Below are 14936 nucleotides of genomic sequence, written 5' to 3'. Positions count from 1 at the left end.
GAGTGGGACATACTCCTGTACATAAGCCACAGTCTACGCAAACTTTTTCATCAATAGCTATCTCGCCACTAGCAGAATAGACCTGAAAATCATTCATTCTCATCCATTCAATGGCTGCATCAATCTGGTCGATGTCTCCCTGCAACTCCACTACAAGTTTCCCAATCTGGTTTGGTGCAACCTGAGCGCGAATAATGTTACTAGCAATATTAAAATCTTTGGCCAGACGATAGGTTAAAGGGATACGGATCGCTGTTCGAGGGAAAGTTACTGTCACCCTTTTTTTCATAGAAAATTATAGATTCTAGATAGAATAAGAAGTACAAGTATATTATTTATACCTCTATCTATCTCTAGTTTACTAAATGAGCGAGCAACAAATAGAACCATCGGCTAATAATTCTGTAAGAAATCTGGTAATTGCGATCGCCGCAGTTATCTTAAGCGTTGCCTTATTTTTGGGTTTACAGACGCAGCATAATAGCTCATCCTTAGAATCTCAAGTAACAAAGTCTATTGCTTTAGACGTGGCTTTAAACAACAATAAGCCCACTTTAACTGAATTTTATGCCGACTGGTGTACAAGTTGTCAGGCGATGGCAGGAGATTTAGCGCAGATTAAAGAAAGATATGGAGATCGTGTCAATTTTGTCATGCTCAACGTTGATAATACGAAATGGCTACCAGAGATGTTGCGCTATCGAGTTGATGGTATTCCCCATTTCTTATTTATAAATGCTAAAGGAGAAGCGATCGCCCAAGCCATTGGTGAACAACCTAAAGGAATTATAGAAGCTAACTTAGATGCTTTGATCGCTAACACTATCCTTCCCTATGCTAATAAAAAAGGGCAAATTTCTCAAGTAGAAGCAAAAGTTACTATTACCGATAACACTACCGATCCTCGTAGTCATAGTGCAATAGTTAAGTAGAAAGGCAGAAAGCAAAAGTAGTTTAAGCACTTTTTTGGGCAAATTTAAAGATTTACTGTTAATCGAAACCGCAGTCAGTGAGTATAGTAATTAGTAGAGCAATGATTTGCTTCGATAAAAAACCAGCCATATTAACTATGACTGGTGACATTTAAACATTAGATAACATAATTAGTTATTTGATGCTAATAGTTAAGCATCAACTTCGTCTAATAAGTTAACTTTAATCACTTTATTTTTTTCTGCTTCAGCTTTAGGTAGAGTTAAGTGAAGAATACCGTTTTGATACTCAGCTTTTACTTCAGTATTTTTGATTTTTGCTGGCAAAGGAATTACTCTTTGGAAGCTACCATAGTGAAATTCAGAGCGAGTTTTACCTGACTCTTCAGATTGAGTCTGAGATTTGCGTTTTCCTGAAACAAAAATACTTTTTGCTGTCGCTTCAATATTAAGCTCGGCAGGCTGCATTCCAGGAACTTCTAGTTTAAGAACCAAATTATCTTCAGTTTCAGTAAGTTCGGCTGGGGGAAGTTTAGAAAAATTACTAAACTCAGCTAAAGAAGCTGGAGTTGAAACATCGTCAAATATTCTATTTAGTTGCCGTTGTAAAGAGTTCATTTCTGACCAGGGTTTATAACGAACGATCGTCATGTTATTGTCTCCGTCTCCGTAGGTTTTATTTGTGTTTGTTCTATTCTCTAATTAATATTCATCTTAAGTAATTTTTGTAGAGACTAAAAGTGTGGTTTATTGCCCTATTTAGTAGCGGTTTCTGCCCGCACTTATTGATCGGAAAACCCAACTTTTTTCAATGAGCAGTGAGCAATAAACAATGAATATTGAAAATTTAAAGAGGAAGGCTTTGATAATGTGAGGGGAATTATTAGCAAAGCTAATATTCACTAGCGATTACGCTCCGCGTAGCCTTCGGATCGCCAATAGTAATCTTCTAATTAGAATAAAGTATTTTAAAAAATTGACGATTATTTTTAACGTTAGTCTATTAATTAGTATAATTTCTAGGGTTTGGCTGCTAATTTTATTCACCTACAAAGCACCAAAGATGATACCTATGTTAAAAAATGATAAATGGATTGTCGAACAGGCACAGCAAGGCATGATTGTACCTTTTGAAGAAAAATCGGTTAGAAAAGCTGTGTTAGGTGCAGAAAAAGAGGACGGAAGCGGTCAGCGAACTGTTCAAGCAGCAATACCTACTATTAGCTGGGGTCTTAGCTCTTATGGCTATGATATTCGCTTATCTCCTCACGATTTTAGAATTTTTAGACATATTCCTGGCACTGTAATCGACCCCAAAAAGTTTAATCCGAAAAACCTAGAGCAGGCTGAGTTACACAGCGACGAAGACGGCTCATCATACTTTATTATTCCTGCCAATAGTTATGGCTTAGGAGCATCGTTAGAAAGCATTAAAATGCCCCCTAACGTTACTGCTATCTGCTTGGGAAAATCAACTTATGCTCGTGTCGGTGTAATTGCTAACACAACTCCTTTAGAAGCTTCATGGCAGGGAGAGAGTATTACTTTAGAATTTAGCAATGCTTCGAGCGCTGATGTAAAAATTTACGCTAATGAAGGAGTTGTGCAGCTATTATTTTTTGAAGGGGAAGCTTGTGAAACTACCTATGCCGATCGCGGAGGTAAATATCAGTATCAAGGATCGGGCGTGACCTTACCCAAAGTTTAAGCAGAGAAATTTTATTACAAACATCAAAAGCAAGACAATAACGATGCTTAGAGATCCGTTAAACGATGGCAAAAGTAGAATTGAATTAATTGATTCAATGGGTAGTGATTTAAGTATAGTTAATGATGCTCGAGCTTCTTTTGACAAGACTTCCAAAGAATTAGACGAGAAAGATATCAAACTGATTAATTATTTAATTAAACATCAGCATACTTCACCCTTTCGTGGGGTAGTGTTTAAGTTCAAGGTGAAAGCGCCCCTTTACATATGTAGACAATGGTGGAAACACGTCATAGCCAGCAACCACAGCGAGGAACAACTAGGCTGGAATGAGAAAAGTTTTCGCTATGTCGCTATTGATGACAGCAACGAGTTCTATGTTCCTCATAACTTTAGGCAACAGTCAAAAAATAATAAACAAAGCACAGAGGGTGTTCTATCGGCAGAATTAAACAATAAGGCGATCGCCATTTATCAAGCGCAGTGCGAAAATAGCTATCAAGCCTATAGTCAATTATTAGATCTGGGTGTGGGTAGAGAACAGGCTAGAGGAGTTTTAATTCCTTCTGTCTATACTTCATGGGTTTGGACAGTTTCCTTACAGGCGTTACTCAACTTTATTAATTTGCGACTGGGTGTGGGAGCGCAAACTGAGATTGGGGCTTATGCTAGCGCGATCGCTGAGTTAATTCAGCCAATTGTTCCTATCTCAATGGAAGCATGGTCAAAACATTATCTCAAGGGAGCTGAGGGAACTAAATCTAAACCAAAAATATCTTAACTGGATTTGGATTCATAATTTATTTTTAATTAAAATTACAGTTCTTCACAAGTTCCTCAAATTGTTTTAATAAAGTCTATTGACAAATGCATTAAGTTTTTAACACCAATAGATTTTTTAGATCTTTGATGTCAGAGTGTGAAAACAATTGGTAAATTTTTGGTCAGCAAAGGGCTGTTGAGGTTTCATTTTTTGCTGGCAACTGTATTAAAAATTAATTGAGATTGCTTAAGACTTAATTCCTCCTGTGCAAAAACACAGGATCTACAACCAATAATTCTCGAATTCTCTATTTTGTAATCCCAATTTAGTAAGAAGTATTTTAATTAAAAACCATGAAAATAAACAAAGAATATATTTACTCTTTCCCTAATGCGAGTTTTACCCTTAGAGTTATCCAGCATTTGCGTAACCAATATCAACCATACTTGGATTCAGTGGCAGTAATCAATCTAATTGACCGCTGGTTAGTTAAGATCTGTTTGAGAAATTTTATACCTGCTGAATTAGCTGAAAATCTTCAAGCTTTTTTGAAAGAGATGGGGGTTTGCGATCAACCATCATTGAAAGTAATTAATGCTTTAGCAAGATTAGAGGCTGGAGAATCTCCAACTTCGGTCATGAACCGCTATCAGGTGGTTGTAGTAGTTCACGGACAACCAGAGACGGAAGAAATTGAAATTTTTCGCGATCAGATAGTAGATAGATTAGGTTACTGCCCACAAAATATGGCATAAATTTCAGGTAAACCTGTAATATTTTAGCAACGCCAGAGAATTTGGCTTAAAGTCCCCCAAATTTGTTGGATTTAGGGGATTAGCTGTGCCTCTAGCTTGGCATTACGTTCGATGATACCAATGCCTTTATCTGTCTGTTCTAAGCTTAATCGACCTACAATAAGAAGTTGTAACCAACCTCAGATCGGATTTAGGGTAGTACGTAATTCGTGGAAGATAATTGCTACGAGCTTCTATTCCTCTAGCTAAAAGTTGTTCGCGCTCTCGTTCGATGTGCTTGCGATCGCTAATTTCGGCACTCAAAATAACAATCCCTTCAGAATTGAATAAACTCGATTTTTGCTAAGGCGATCGCCGTTTTAGTAGCTAGTTCCCTAGGAGTTGCTTAGTTGCTTAGACCTCTTGCATGAATAAAAGATTAATTCTTTTTCCCTTTTCCCTTTTCCCTCTTGGGAAGCTAGTTCATTATGATTCGTGCAAGAAGTTTAATGTAGAAATTGAGGTAATCTTAAAGCTAATCTAAAAAACTACTGAAAATTGATTGTTTCAATGGTAAAACCAGTAAAGTTTAACCAACGGAATTATCACTTATTGCCAAAGTTAATTAGGCAGTTTTGATCGCGCTATCCTCAAGTAGAAATCAAAATGTTACAACTTTTTACAAAGGAGCAAGTTATCGCCCTCAATCAAGATAAATTAGAAAATATCAAGTAATGAAAAAATCTAAATTAACAATTAAAGATAAGCAGATTGGTAAATGGCAGTGCGTTTCTGGTTGTGGCGCTTGCTGCAACCTTACCCCTGAAGAACGACCAGATCTCGAAGAATATTTACCCAAAGAAGAGTTAGAGACATATTTGAATATGGTGGGGGAAGACGGCTGGTGTATTAATTACGACCATGACCATCGTAAATGTCAAATATACGAGCAGCGTCCCCGTTTTTGTCGAGTACAGCCAGATAACTTTGAATCTATGTTTGGCATTGAGCCAATAGAGTTTAATGAATTTGCGATCGCCTGTTGTCAAGAGCAGATTACTGGTGTTTATGGAGTAGAAAGCCCAGAACTAAAACATTATAATCAAGAAACTACTCAGAATTAGAATTCTGCCCTTAAACACTTCAACTTTTCAAGAAGTTGACCAATTCTTCTAATTTAAACCAAGCAGCGCCACTACTGATAATTTCTTGGGCAATGGTAACCCCTTGAACGTAATTTCCCAAAGGTACAAGTTCTCCAACCTGTAGGGCAAGAGCAGTGTTGAGAGCGACTGCATCCTGCTGTGCCTTTGTTCCCTTACCCTGAAGTACATTGCGTAAAATTGTGGCATTCTCTTCAACATCTCCACCTTTTAATTCACTTAGTGGTGCAGGTTTTAAGCCCAATGTTTGGGGATTAATTGTATCAGGTCTAATTTTTCCCTGGTTAACTATCATCAAATCGGTAAGATCTCCTAATCCAGATTCATCTAGCTTTTCTCGACCGTGTAGGGCGATCGCTTTTTTAATCCCCAACAGATTTAAAGCTTCTGCCATACTATGAATAAACTTACTGTCATAGACTCCAATAACTTGTCCTGTAGGACAAAGAGGATTAACTAGTGGTCCTAAAAGATTAAAGATTGTTCTGATTTTTAGAGTGCTGCGTAAAGGGGCAATACTTTTCATGGCAGGATGCCAACCACGAGCAAATAAAAAGGTAACTCCAACATTTTCTACTGCTGCGATGACTTTCTCTGGAGAAGCCGTTAAATCGACTCCTAGATATTCCAAAACATCTGCCGAACCCACCTTGCTGGAGGCGGAGCGATTACCATGCTTGGCCACTTTAATACCCGCTGCTGCTGCCACGAAGGCAACGGCTGTAGAAATATTAAAGGTGGATGAGCCGTCGCCTCCTGTGCCACAGGTATCGATTACAGGAACAGCATATGTGCTTAACTGCTGTTGCAGAGATTGATTTTTTAATACCTGTGCCATCCCTGCTAATTCGCTAGCAGACACTCCCTTAGCCTGAATAGCTGCTAAGATTGCCCCAGACATGACTTCAGGAATTTGCGCTGTTAACCATCCCTCCATTAGTTGTGAAGCTTGAGACTGGGAAAGAGATTGATTATCTAGGAGCTGTTGTAGCAAACTACTAAAATCTAGAGATTTTTGATTATTCATGATTGTTTTGGCGAATTTAACGGAATTTTTCGCACTAGGTACAGAAGAAGATTTACAATTAGAAACAATATTCTTTTTAGCTAAATTTGCTGAAAAATAAATTTAATCCATGAAACATTTTCTCCGACTAAGCGCACTTTTGTTGCTGCTAATTCTCTTAATTTTTCCTGTTCCCGCTTTAGCTGGCAGTTCTTCTGCTGTAACTCCCTCCACCTATAGCGAATCTGATTTAAAAAATAAAGACTTTTCGGGGAAAGTCTTGCAGAGCGTAGATTTTGCCCGAGTCGATTTGGCAGAAGCAAACTTCAGCAACGCAGATATTCGAGGAGCAGTATTTAATGCTTCTAATTTAGCAGGGGCTAATCTCTCTGGAGCAGATTTTAGTTATGGGTTTGGCTATTTGACTAATTTTGATGGTGCAGACTTGACAAATGCCAATTTTCAGGAATCGATTTTGTCTTTCTCTACTTTTAAAGATGCAATTATAAACGGAGCAGATTTTACTTTTGCTGTCTTAGAAAAGTGGCAGGTTAAACAACTTTGTGAAAAGGCAACGGGAGTAAATCCGCAAACTGGAGTAGATACTCGCGAATCACTAGGATGTAAATAGCTTTTGATCCGCAAATGCTTAAGACTATACCTCTTGCCCTAAATGACTCTTAACCCTAAAAGGTATACAGCTAGATGTATTCGGAAATTAAAACTAGCATCGGCAAAGTTCATTTATGCAAAAGTTATACTACAATGTTAGCGATCGCCGTCATTAAAAATAATCATGCTTATGAGGTGTAGTCTAGTACTCTAACTAAAGTTTGATCATTTTTTAAGTAAGATTTTTTAACTTTAAAGCGATCGCTTCCTACCTGAGCAACTTTCAAATCTGCCACTAAGGCTAAAAACTCCTCGACGGGAGCTAAATCGCAGTCTTTTTTACTAGCTACAGCAGTACGATAGTGAGTAGGAATTACCATCTTGGGGTTGAGAATTTTAACAACTTTTCTTGCTTCTTGAGGATTGTAGGCTTTGATACCCCCACCTACAGGAGTTAACAGAATATCTGCACCACTTAGGAGAATTTTATCTTCTGTTTCTAAAGCCCCAGCAGCACCACCCAAATGCAGGATATCGACTCCTCCTTGATTCCAGCGCCAGGCAATATTATTGCCAAATCTTCGACCAGCCTCGCGATCATGGGCAAGAGAAAATCCTTGAAACTTAATGCCCCTAAAATTATGTACGCCACGTTGGCTAATAACTTCAGGATTTCCCTTGACTGAATTGATCGCTCCTTCATCTGTGAGAAAGCTACTAACCAAAACTACATCTGGCTGTAAGTCGGGTAGAGTGTATCCAGCAGTGCAGCCAGCAGCTTGATAGGGATTAACTAATACCTTTAAACCACTGCCTGTAAAAAGGAAGCAGGTGTGTCCTAGATATTGGATTGTGACTCCATCTGAATCTTGAGCTATAGCTGGAAAGCGATTGATCGAGACTAAAGAAATCGCCGTTGCGATCCCCATCCCACCATAACGGATTAACTGTCGCCGTTTCATATCTTTACTTGACCCAAAGATTTTAAAAAATTACGTAACAATGATTTGCCATGATCTGTCAAAATGCTTTCGGGGTGAAACTGCACTCCCTGAAGATGATGATAGTCTCGATGACGCACCCCCATAATGGTTCCGTCTTCTACCCAAGCAGTAATTTCTAAAATGTCGGGAATAGTCTCAGGCTCAATTACTAAACTGTGATATCTTGTGGCGGTAAAAGGTGAATCTATCCCTGCAAATATTCCCTGGTTTTGATGATGTATAGGGGAAGTTTTCCCATGCATTAGTACTGGCGCTGAGATAATTTTCCCCCCAAAAACTTGACCAATACTTTGATGACCTAAACAAACCCCCAAAATAGGAATTTCTGAACCAAATTTTTCAATTAACTGAAGCGAGATCCCCGCATCTTCTGGACGACCTGGACCTGGAGAAATTAAAATACCGTCAGGTTTTAATTGAGCAATTGTCTCAATGTCGATCGCATCATTACGATAAACGCGAATATCCGATGCTACTGGCAATTCTTGAGCTAGTTCGCCCAAATATTGCACCAAATTATAGGTAAAGCTATCATAATTATCAATAACTATAATCAAGTTTGGATCTCCATTACATCATAAGCATAATACGCTGAAACAATGGCGGTAGCAAGATGCAGGTGGCAACAATAACCGCGGCGATCGCACTAATCAAAACTGCTCCAGCGGCGCAATCCTTAGCTATCTTAGCCAATTCATGGTAGCTTTGCTTAACCGTTAAATCTACTACCGCTTCAATTGCTGTATTAATCAATTCTAAAACCATAACTACAGCACAAGTCATGGCAATAATTGCCATTTCCACTGCTGATACCTGCAACCAAGCCCCCATGCTTAAAGCAAAAATACCGACAAAGGTATGAATCCGAAAATTTCTTTGAGTGGCAAAGGCGTACGTTACCCCCGCCCAAGCATATTTAAAGCTTAAAAACAAGTTGGGAGCGACCTGCCAGGCTAAGTCACGAATTATTTTTTGGTTAGATTTGGGTTCTGGGGCAGTAGGAGCAACAGTAGAAGATTTCATAGATATATTTAATATAAACTGCGTTGGATTAGCTCTTTTGCTCGATTTGATCATGGCGAAAGATACAATTGTAGTCCGTATATGTACTTAATTTATAACGTCATCATAACTCAAGGTTTATCAATTGAAATGTTCAAATTAGACAGTCTAAAGTTGTGTAAAACTTGGTAATCAATCGAATTTGAAAGAATTCAGAGAATAGATCATTTTTTTTTGTAGGGCTAACATTTGCTGTAAACTCTCATCATCAGGGTGATCCCATCCGAGCAGATGTAGTAATCCGTGGGTCGATAACCAAGCTAATTCCACTTTTACAGGATGTTTTTGCTCTTTAGCTTGCCTCCCCGCCGTATCTAAAGATATTATTATGTCTCCTAAATATAAAGGCTCTGTAAACTCGGCAGGAAGGATTAGATCTGTCTCGGTACTAGCAAATGCTAAAACGTCAGTAGGGTGGTCTAGGCGACGATATTGATGGTTATATTGTTGAATTTGGCGATCGCCTGTTAATTTTAAGCTCAATTCACAATCTTGAGGTAAATCAATAGTTAGATTTAAAAAATTCAGCCAATTTTGAAACCAACCGACCCAATCAATTGACTTAACCTGATTTAGGTCTTCTGGGGATAAATTACCCATATAATCATTTTCGACATAAATCTCGCTATTTATAGATTGTCCAACAGCTACATTCATATTGTGGTTATGGTTTGGTTAAATAAGCTAGTGCGACCAAAAGACCGACTAAACCGACTGTAGTGAGGAAAAAATGCCATAGAGATTGTTTCCCCTTGCGAACCATATTTCTCATTGCCAATTTAATATAGCTATCTTTTGGCTTAGTTTCTCCTGATTCGACTATTTCATTGTGTCTTGGTTCAGAGGTGGATTCTGCCATGTTTAAAATAATTAAAAGAGTTTGAGTAGTTTAAGATTTGTTTCGGTAATTTTAATTCATGATAGTACTTGAATACCCAAAAAACACAGAAATCCACTAGCTAAAGGAACAGTCAGATTGTCTATCCCTAGCTTAGAAAAAGCCTCAGTAACTGTGGCGACGAAGGCAACCACTACAGTAATTGTCCATGTCTGCCAGTGATTACCCTCTACAGCCAAAAGAATTGCTCCAGTAACGATTAAAGCTGCTCCTGTCATCGCCCCAGAGCCTTCCCAACTTTTAGTAATTGCACCGATCTGATACTTGTGTTTCCCAAAACGTTGTCCAATAATTGCAGCCATCCCGTCGCCCCATGCCATTACTAAGATCCCGATGACTGCGTATTGGGGGGTATCGACCCAAAAATAAGCAGCTAAAATGCCCATACTAAGAGCATAGAATAAAGTGCCAAAGCTTCTGCGTCCCACACTTTCAATGCTAGGCAGGATGGGGATGAGATAAGATAAAATAGCGATCGCCGCAGCGATGATTGCAGCAGTCACAATTACTGCGCGAGAAATATCTAGCCACCACGCCAGCAGGATAACGTTGCCACTGCCGATATGAACCACCTTGCGAGTTAGTTCAGCATCGTTGGTAATGACGCGATTCAATACTTCAGCGACAAACACAAGTAGGGTCAGATAAATAAAGACAACTCCTAAAGGAAGGGCCAGATTAACTAGAGTATGGTTCAACCAAAGGGATTCTGGGTTGCTCATGAATATTGCTCATACATATAGAGAATGAAAAAATAGTTGTGCTACATAGCTTAAAATCTAGTAGTCTGACCAATAGTACCAAAGAGCAATCCTTAGACTCAAAAAAATTCTCCCAAGGAATTTAACTTTCCGAAACTATGATTAGCAGTGGATTTTGCTAATTGCCACAAAAACCTTGTCAGTTATATGCTTAGGAAAAAACTCTGCATCATCTTGATTGTAATTATAGGAATTACCTCAACTGTTTTGCCCGTCAGCGCAGCACAGCTACCCTTTATTCAAGATATAGCAATCTATTCTCGCTTGCTCCGCCAGGTGCAAGAAAACTCACTCAATTCTGCCTGTATTCGTTTAGACGGACGCTGTTTATTTAAGCTATCTGCCACCGATCCTGAATTATTGGGTGACAGAATTAATGAAATTCAAAAGCGTTTTGCTCAAGTAAGTGCCGACTCTTTAGCCGTTCCAAACAGCCAAATCGAAGTTAACGACAAACCTAACGGCAATTTACAAGACTTATATATAACTGTTGGCGATCGCTCTGAACGTTTATTTACCGTGACAAATATTGATGCTGAGGCTAACGATGTTGGTGTTCCCGTAAGGACGCGACAGCTTGAATTTGCCATTGAACAGGGTTTACAAACAGCCAAAAAAGAGCGATCGCCCCAATATTTACGCCAGCAGGTAATTATCGGACTCTTGATTTTTTTGGTTGTCTGGATAGGTAATTTTCCTCTAGATCGAAAAGTTAGAGCTTTACGCAAGTCAGCGAAAAAACTTGCCCCCACCTCAAAGCTGAAAACTCTCTCTATTACCGATCAGTTGGCTCAACGTCAAAAATGGAATCTGACTGAAATTCAATTTCGGCTGCTGCAACTAGCTCAGGTCTTAATCTGGTGTGGTGGAGCGTTGGGAATTTTAAATCTTTATCCTCAAACGCGAATCATTCCTTTTTTACTGATTGCTAGTTTGCGAATTCCCTTTCGGATCGGCATGATCGTCTTGATTGTTTATTTTTTGGTTCGGTTGACCTATTTTCTGATTGCCAAAATCAGTGCAGCAGCAATCGATACTCAGTCTAGCGATCTAAAAGTTAATCAGCGAGGTAAGTTACGGATCAATACTACCACCAGAATTTTGCGTAGCACAGTAACTATTATCTGGGTGGGAGTGGGTATCCTAGCAGCTTTTTGGATCAATGGAGTTAATCTGGCACCATTGTTAACTGGCGCAGGTATTTTTGGCTTAGGTCTATCCTTAGCTTCCCAAAACTTGATTAAGGATGCGATCAACGGTTTTATAATTATCTGGGATGATCGCTATGCTGTGGGCGACGTAGTTGATATTGGCACGGTTGGTGGTCTGGTGGAAAATATTAATTTACGCATTACTCAGCTAAGAGATGCGGAAGGGCGATTGATTACCATCCCCAATAGTGCAGTGGAGATTGTGTCCAACCGATCTAGTCAGTGGTCTAGAGCCGATCTGATTATTCCTGTAGCATATCAAACAGATATTGACTGCGCTTTAGAAGTAATCGAGCAAGTAGCTCAAGCCCTAGCTGAAGATTGTCAATGGTGCGATCGCATTTGGGAGTTTCCTCAAATTTTAGGCGTAGATCAATTTAGCGATCGCGGAATTTTAATTCGAGTCTGGATTAAAACCGAACCACTACAGCAATGGGATGTCGCCAGAGAATTTCGTCGTCGAGTTAAAATTGCTTTTGATCGAGCGGGTATTCCCATTCCCATTCCCCAACAGCAAATCTTATTTGACCAGAAAAAGGCTTTGAACAAGATTAATAATATCGAGCAAAATTAACTTTATTTACCCAATCTACAAATTGAGATAATAAATAAATATTTGGCAACTTAATCATCTAGTTTGCCGTCATAATCGATCTCATACGCTATTTATCTTTCCTAAATTTTTGTCACTTCGATATGTTTCAGCAATTATTTAGCTTATTTAATATACCTAAAACTTATTATCGTCGGTTTATCTACGCATTTACTGCTGTTTGCGTCAGCATCAGTATTAATCTAGTTCAGGCTCAACCTAGCTTTAGTATTTCTTGGCTTGACTTAATTAAAAGCGGGCTTCAAGTTGTCCAAATCTCAAATATTTCCAAGGCTCAGGAAGTAGAATTAGGGAAATCGATTAATCAAGAGTTAATTAGCTCTGGTCAGGCAAAAATATACCGTAATCAATCAATTGAAGACTACATTACTCAGATTGGTCAGCGACTAGCAAAAACCAGTCAGCGTTCAGACATTCCTTATACTTTTCAAATAGTTGATGATGATGGTATCAATGCTTTTGCCACGATGGGTGGCTATGTCTACGTGAATAAAGGATTAATTGCAGCAGCAGATAATGAAGCAGAATTAGCTAGTGTCATTGGACATGAAATTGGACATATTGCCGCTCGTCACAGTATCGAACACATGCGCGAGAGCGCTGTCAAACAGGGATTGCTTTCCGCAGCAGGTTTAGACCGTAGTGATGCTGTGCAAATTGGTGTAGAACTAGCTGTTAGTCGTCCTAATGGTCGCTCTGATGAATTGGAAGCGGATCGCTTTGGTTTAGATAATATGACCAAAGCAAATTATGCTCCCTCTGGCATTTTGGGCTTTATGCAAAAATTATTACAAGCTGGTGGTGGGTCTACTCCTAGTTTTTTAAGCACCCATCCTGCTACTTCTGAGCGGATTAAAATCTTGAAAGAGCTGATCGATTCTAAAACTGCCAACCTAGGGGATGGCTTAGATAATCGAGCTTATAAAAGTCGGATTAGTTCCTTATGATCTTCATGAAATCAACTTAATGGATACCTGGGTCAAGCTATTACGCCAACATAAAGCGATCGCGATCATTCGTTGTGATAATTTTGACTTAGCTTATAATATGGCTCAGGCTGTAGCAGCAGCTGGCATGAACCTAATTGAAATTACTTGGAATAGCGATCGCCCCGCACAGTTAATTAGTCAACTAAGAGAGGAGTTGCCTCACTGCACGATTGGCACAGGAACTATTTTAGACGCAAATCAACTCGCTGCTGCGGTTGATGCTGGGGCGCAGTTTGCTTTTTCTCCTTGTTTTGATGCTCAACTATTAAAAACTTCTTTGTCTTGTCATAAAATTCCTTTTATTCCAGCCATATTTACTCCCACTGAAGCCATAACTGCTTGGCAACAGGGAGCAAAAGTAGTCAAAGTTTTTCCCATTAAATCTTTAGGGGGCGCTGAGTATATAAAATGTTTACAACGTCCTTTGGGTCATATTCCGCTAATTCCCACTGGTGGGGTTACTGTAGAAAATGCTGTCCAAATGATCGATGCGGGAGCAATCGCCGTAGGTATTTCTAGCAGTCTCTTTCCCAGTTTAGCGATCGCTAACCAACAGTGGTTAGCGATCACTGAAAGAACTAGGATTATGCTAACTCAACTACAAACAACTAAATTATCATCAATTTGAGTGGTGATCGTCGCTCAAATTAGTCTTTTAAGCCTTAATTAAAGCTACATCAATGCGAGATTTATCTGGTTGAGTAATTTCGGCTTTAATATCAGGACCAAAAAACTTTTCGATTTGCTCGTGTCTTTCTTGCCAATCTTCTAAGGAGAAAAAAGGTGAATAATATTCCATCAGCAGAGTATAAGCACCATCCCTAGATTGTTCTTGAATACCTGATAGGATCGGTCTTTCTTCATCTGTAGGGCTAAGACCAAACTTGGCTAAACAATCGTCTAAATGAGCTTCTTGTCCATAGCGAAAACGAGTTACATCTTTACGTAATTGCTCTTGAGTTGGGGTTGCTTGCGATCGCAATTCTTTCACTTCTGGAGTAGTTGGCACTGTATAAGGTACTGGCTTTAATTCTGACGCTTTAAGCGCTAAACCACCTAACAACAGGGGAATCCCGTAAAAGAACCCTGCTAAATTAAGAGTATTCATCCCCACTGCATAAGCATAAAAGCCGACGATGGTTAAAATTCCCCCGACGGTTAAACCAACAGCAGCTAAGGGTATTTTTCGCAACATATTTAAAAAATTGTTTATATTTATCGATATTGTCTATTCTAAAGCTAATGGATACTCGAAAAAAATAAAATTAGCAAATTATGGACAAAGCAGATATTAAAGCCAGAATCGCCCAAATGAACTCCAAACGAGATTCTTTAGTTGAACTTTTGGAAAGGCCAAATTTGGGAACATTAAGAATTGATGTAGATCAGGCTCTAGAAGAACTAGATGAATTGATCGAAGAATTTAACGCAACCTTTCCTGAAGAGAAGGTTTAATCTGTAATTATTGTCAGTCTGGTTA

Annotated in this window: 20 protein-coding genes; 10 read left to right on the top strand and 10 right to left on the bottom strand. The window is 39.0% G+C overall.

Translation table 11 applies throughout. From position 1 onward, the window contains the following. Positions 1 to 289 (bottom strand): NIL domain-containing protein (locus C7B62_RS11505; RefSeq protein ID WP_106236065.1); only part of this gene is annotated, 289 nt, incomplete at its 3' end. 76 nt (positions 290 to 365) lie between these two features. Here C7B62_RS11505 and C7B62_RS11500 point away from each other — a divergent pair. After that, positions 366 to 932 carry a thioredoxin family protein gene (locus tag C7B62_RS11500; protein ID WP_106236063.1) on the top strand — a complete coding sequence of 189 codons (567 nt, stop codon included), beginning with the start codon at positions 366 to 368 and terminating at the stop codon, positions 930 to 932. Between the two features lie 192 nt (positions 933 to 1124). On the opposite strand, the gene C7B62_RS11495 is transcribed toward C7B62_RS11500, so the two are convergent. Continuing rightward, positions 1125 to 1583, bottom strand: coding sequence for an Hsp20/alpha crystallin family protein (locus tag C7B62_RS11495; protein WP_106236060.1), 459 nt, complete (start codon positions 1581 to 1583; stop codon positions 1125 to 1127). 421 nt (positions 1584 to 2004) lie between these two features. Here C7B62_RS11495 and dcd point away from each other — a divergent pair, with 421 nt between their 5' ends. The 4 genes from dcd to C7B62_RS11475 all read left to right on the top strand — a co-directional run bounded on the left by dcd (position 2005) and on the right by C7B62_RS11475 (position 5261). Further along, on the top strand, positions 2005 to 2640 hold the full coding sequence (dcd, locus tag C7B62_RS11490; protein WP_106236058.1) for a dCTP deaminase: 636 nt from the start codon (positions 2005 to 2007) through the stop codon (positions 2638 to 2640). A 43-nt stretch (positions 2641 to 2683) separates the two neighbouring features. Then, the gene (gene thyX, locus C7B62_RS11485; protein ID WP_106236056.1) at positions 2684 to 3421 is read left to right on the top strand and encodes an FAD-dependent thymidylate synthase; all 738 of its coding nucleotides are present in this window, start codon (positions 2684 to 2686) and stop codon (positions 3419 to 3421) included. A gap of 335 nt (positions 3422 to 3756) precedes the next feature. Further along, entirely contained in the window at positions 3757 to 4158 is a 402-nt protein-coding gene (locus C7B62_RS11480; RefSeq protein WP_106236054.1) for a hypothetical protein, read from the top strand. A 713-nt stretch (positions 4159 to 4871) separates the two neighbouring features. After that, complete coding sequence (locus C7B62_RS11475) at positions 4872 to 5261, top strand: YkgJ family cysteine cluster protein (RefSeq protein WP_199194153.1); 390 nt, start codon at positions 4872 to 4874, stop codon at positions 5259 to 5261. Between the two features lie 19 nt (positions 5262 to 5280). On the opposite strand, the gene trpD is transcribed toward C7B62_RS11475, so the two are convergent. Continuing rightward, entirely contained in the window at positions 5281 to 6327 is a 1047-nt protein-coding gene (gene trpD, locus C7B62_RS11470; RefSeq protein ID WP_106236052.1) for an anthranilate phosphoribosyltransferase, read from the bottom strand. Positions 6328 to 6436: 109 nt separating this feature from the next. Here trpD and C7B62_RS11465 point away from each other — a divergent pair, with 109 nt between their 5' ends. Further along, positions 6437 to 6937 (top strand): pentapeptide repeat-containing protein, encoded by a 501-nt coding sequence (locus C7B62_RS11465; RefSeq protein WP_106236049.1) that lies wholly within the window; start codon positions 6437 to 6439, stop codon positions 6935 to 6937. Positions 6938 to 7106: 169 nt separating this feature from the next. On the opposite strand, the gene C7B62_RS11460 is transcribed toward C7B62_RS11465, so the two are convergent. The 6 genes from C7B62_RS11460 to C7B62_RS11435 form a co-directional block, all read right to left on the bottom strand. Continuing rightward, entirely contained in the window at positions 7107 to 7880 is a 774-nt protein-coding gene (locus tag C7B62_RS11460) for an MBL fold metallo-hydrolase (protein WP_106236046.1), read from the bottom strand. After that, positions 7877 to 8479: an aminodeoxychorismate/anthranilate synthase component II gene (locus C7B62_RS11455; protein WP_106236044.1), complete on the bottom strand. Its 603-nt coding sequence runs from the start codon at positions 8477 to 8479 to the stop codon at positions 7877 to 7879. Before C7B62_RS11455 ends, C7B62_RS11460 begins: the two co-directional genes overlap by 4 nt. Before the next feature lie 13 nt (positions 8480 to 8492). After that, complete coding sequence (locus C7B62_RS11450) at positions 8493 to 8945, bottom strand: diacylglycerol kinase family protein (RefSeq protein WP_233219919.1); 453 nt, start codon at positions 8943 to 8945, stop codon at positions 8493 to 8495. A 171-nt stretch (positions 8946 to 9116) separates the two neighbouring features. Continuing rightward, a complete protein-coding gene (gene ybeY, locus C7B62_RS11445) occupies positions 9117 to 9641 on the bottom strand; it encodes an rRNA maturation RNase YbeY (protein ID WP_106236039.1) in 525 nt (174 codons plus the stop codon). Between the two features lie 7 nt (positions 9642 to 9648). Next, positions 9649 to 9843 (bottom strand): DUF3285 domain-containing protein, encoded by a 195-nt coding sequence (locus C7B62_RS11440; protein ID WP_199194152.1) that lies wholly within the window; start codon positions 9841 to 9843, stop codon positions 9649 to 9651. 56 nt (positions 9844 to 9899) lie between these two features. After that, a complete protein-coding gene (locus C7B62_RS11435) occupies positions 9900 to 10604 on the bottom strand; it encodes a diacylglycerol/polyprenol kinase family protein (protein ID WP_199194151.1) in 705 nt (234 codons plus the stop codon). A 213-nt stretch (positions 10605 to 10817) separates the two neighbouring features. Here C7B62_RS11435 and C7B62_RS11430 point away from each other — a divergent pair, with 213 nt between their 5' ends. From C7B62_RS11430 to C7B62_RS11420, 3 genes are all read left to right on the top strand, one after another. Beyond that, positions 10818 to 12428, top strand: coding sequence for a mechanosensitive ion channel family protein (locus C7B62_RS11430; protein WP_233219918.1), 1611 nt, complete (start codon positions 10818 to 10820; stop codon positions 12426 to 12428). A gap of 122 nt (positions 12429 to 12550) precedes the next feature. Continuing rightward, entirely contained in the window at positions 12551 to 13414 is an 864-nt protein-coding gene (locus C7B62_RS11425; RefSeq protein ID WP_106236034.1) for a M48 family metallopeptidase, read from the top strand. A 19-nt stretch (positions 13415 to 13433) separates the two neighbouring features. Further along, entirely contained in the window at positions 13434 to 14084 is a 651-nt protein-coding gene (locus C7B62_RS11420; protein WP_106236031.1) for a bifunctional 4-hydroxy-2-oxoglutarate aldolase/2-dehydro-3-deoxy-phosphogluconate aldolase, read from the top strand. Positions 14085 to 14111: 27 nt separating this feature from the next. Here C7B62_RS11420 and C7B62_RS11415 read toward each other — a convergent pair whose 3' ends face one another. Continuing rightward, positions 14112 to 14651, bottom strand: coding sequence for a DUF2854 domain-containing protein (locus C7B62_RS11415; protein WP_106236029.1), 540 nt, complete (start codon positions 14649 to 14651; stop codon positions 14112 to 14114). Between the two features lie 80 nt (positions 14652 to 14731). Here C7B62_RS11415 and C7B62_RS11410 point away from each other — a divergent pair, with 80 nt between their 5' ends. After that, entirely contained in the window at positions 14732 to 14911 is a 180-nt protein-coding gene (locus C7B62_RS11410; RefSeq protein ID WP_106236027.1) for a hypothetical protein, read from the top strand. The last annotated feature ends 25 nt before the right edge of the window (positions 14912 to 14936 follow it).

This window comes from Pleurocapsa sp. CCALA 161, from assembly GCF_003003995.1.
Lineage (GTDB): Bacteria > Cyanobacteriota > Cyanobacteriia > Cyanobacteriales > Xenococcaceae > Waterburya.
Note: the sequence above shows the minus strand (reverse complement) of the source record. Positions and strands in the feature narration are given on the sequence as shown.

What these genes read in the sequence shown, in the direction of transcription:
- C7B62_RS11500 (WP_106236063.1), top strand. Translation starts at nt 366, where the DNA reads ATGAGCGAGCAACAAATAGAACCATCGGCTAATAATTCTGTAAGAAAT.
- C7B62_RS11495 (WP_106236060.1), bottom strand. Translation starts at nt 1,583, where the DNA reads ATGACGATCGTTCGTTATAAACCCTGGTCAGAAATGAACTCTTTACAA.
- dcd (WP_106236058.1), top strand. Translation starts at nt 2,005, where the DNA reads ATGTTAAAAAATGATAAATGGATTGTCGAACAGGCACAGCAAGGCATG.
- thyX (WP_106236056.1), top strand. Translation starts at nt 2,684, where the DNA reads ATGCTTAGAGATCCGTTAAACGATGGCAAAAGTAGAATTGAATTAATT.
- C7B62_RS11480 (WP_106236054.1), top strand. Translation starts at nt 3,757, where the DNA reads ATGAAAATAAACAAAGAATATATTTACTCTTTCCCTAATGCGAGTTTT.
- C7B62_RS11475 (WP_199194153.1), top strand. Translation starts at nt 4,872, where the DNA reads ATGAAAAAATCTAAATTAACAATTAAAGATAAGCAGATTGGTAAATGG.
- trpD (WP_106236052.1), bottom strand. Translation starts at nt 6,327, where the DNA reads ATGAATAATCAAAAATCTCTAGATTTTAGTAGTTTGCTACAACAGCTC.
- C7B62_RS11465 (WP_106236049.1), top strand. Translation starts at nt 6,437, where the DNA reads ATGAAACATTTTCTCCGACTAAGCGCACTTTTGTTGCTGCTAATTCTC.
- C7B62_RS11460 (WP_106236046.1), bottom strand. Translation starts at nt 7,880, where the DNA reads ATGAAACGGCGACAGTTAATCCGTTATGGTGGGATGGGGATCGCAACG.
- C7B62_RS11450 (WP_233219919.1), bottom strand. Translation starts at nt 8,945, where the DNA reads ATGAAATCTTCTACTGTTGCTCCTACTGCCCCAGAACCCAAATCTAAC.
- ybeY (WP_106236039.1), bottom strand. Translation starts at nt 9,641, where the DNA reads ATGAATGTAGCTGTTGGACAATCTATAAATAGCGAGATTTATGTCGAA.
- C7B62_RS11440 (WP_199194152.1), bottom strand. Translation starts at nt 9,843, where the DNA reads ATGGCAGAATCCACCTCTGAACCAAGACACAATGAAATAGTCGAATCA.
- C7B62_RS11435 (WP_199194151.1), bottom strand. Translation starts at nt 10,604, where the DNA reads ATGAGCAACCCAGAATCCCTTTGGTTGAACCATACTCTAGTTAATCTG.
- C7B62_RS11425 (WP_106236034.1), top strand. Translation starts at nt 12,551, where the DNA reads ATGTTTCAGCAATTATTTAGCTTATTTAATATACCTAAAACTTATTAT.
- C7B62_RS11420 (WP_106236031.1), top strand. Translation starts at nt 13,434, where the DNA reads ATGGATACCTGGGTCAAGCTATTACGCCAACATAAAGCGATCGCGATC.
- C7B62_RS11415 (WP_106236029.1), bottom strand. Translation starts at nt 14,651, where the DNA reads ATGTTGCGAAAAATACCCTTAGCTGCTGTTGGTTTAACCGTCGGGGGA.
- C7B62_RS11410 (WP_106236027.1), top strand. Translation starts at nt 14,732, where the DNA reads ATGGACAAAGCAGATATTAAAGCCAGAATCGCCCAAATGAACTCCAAA.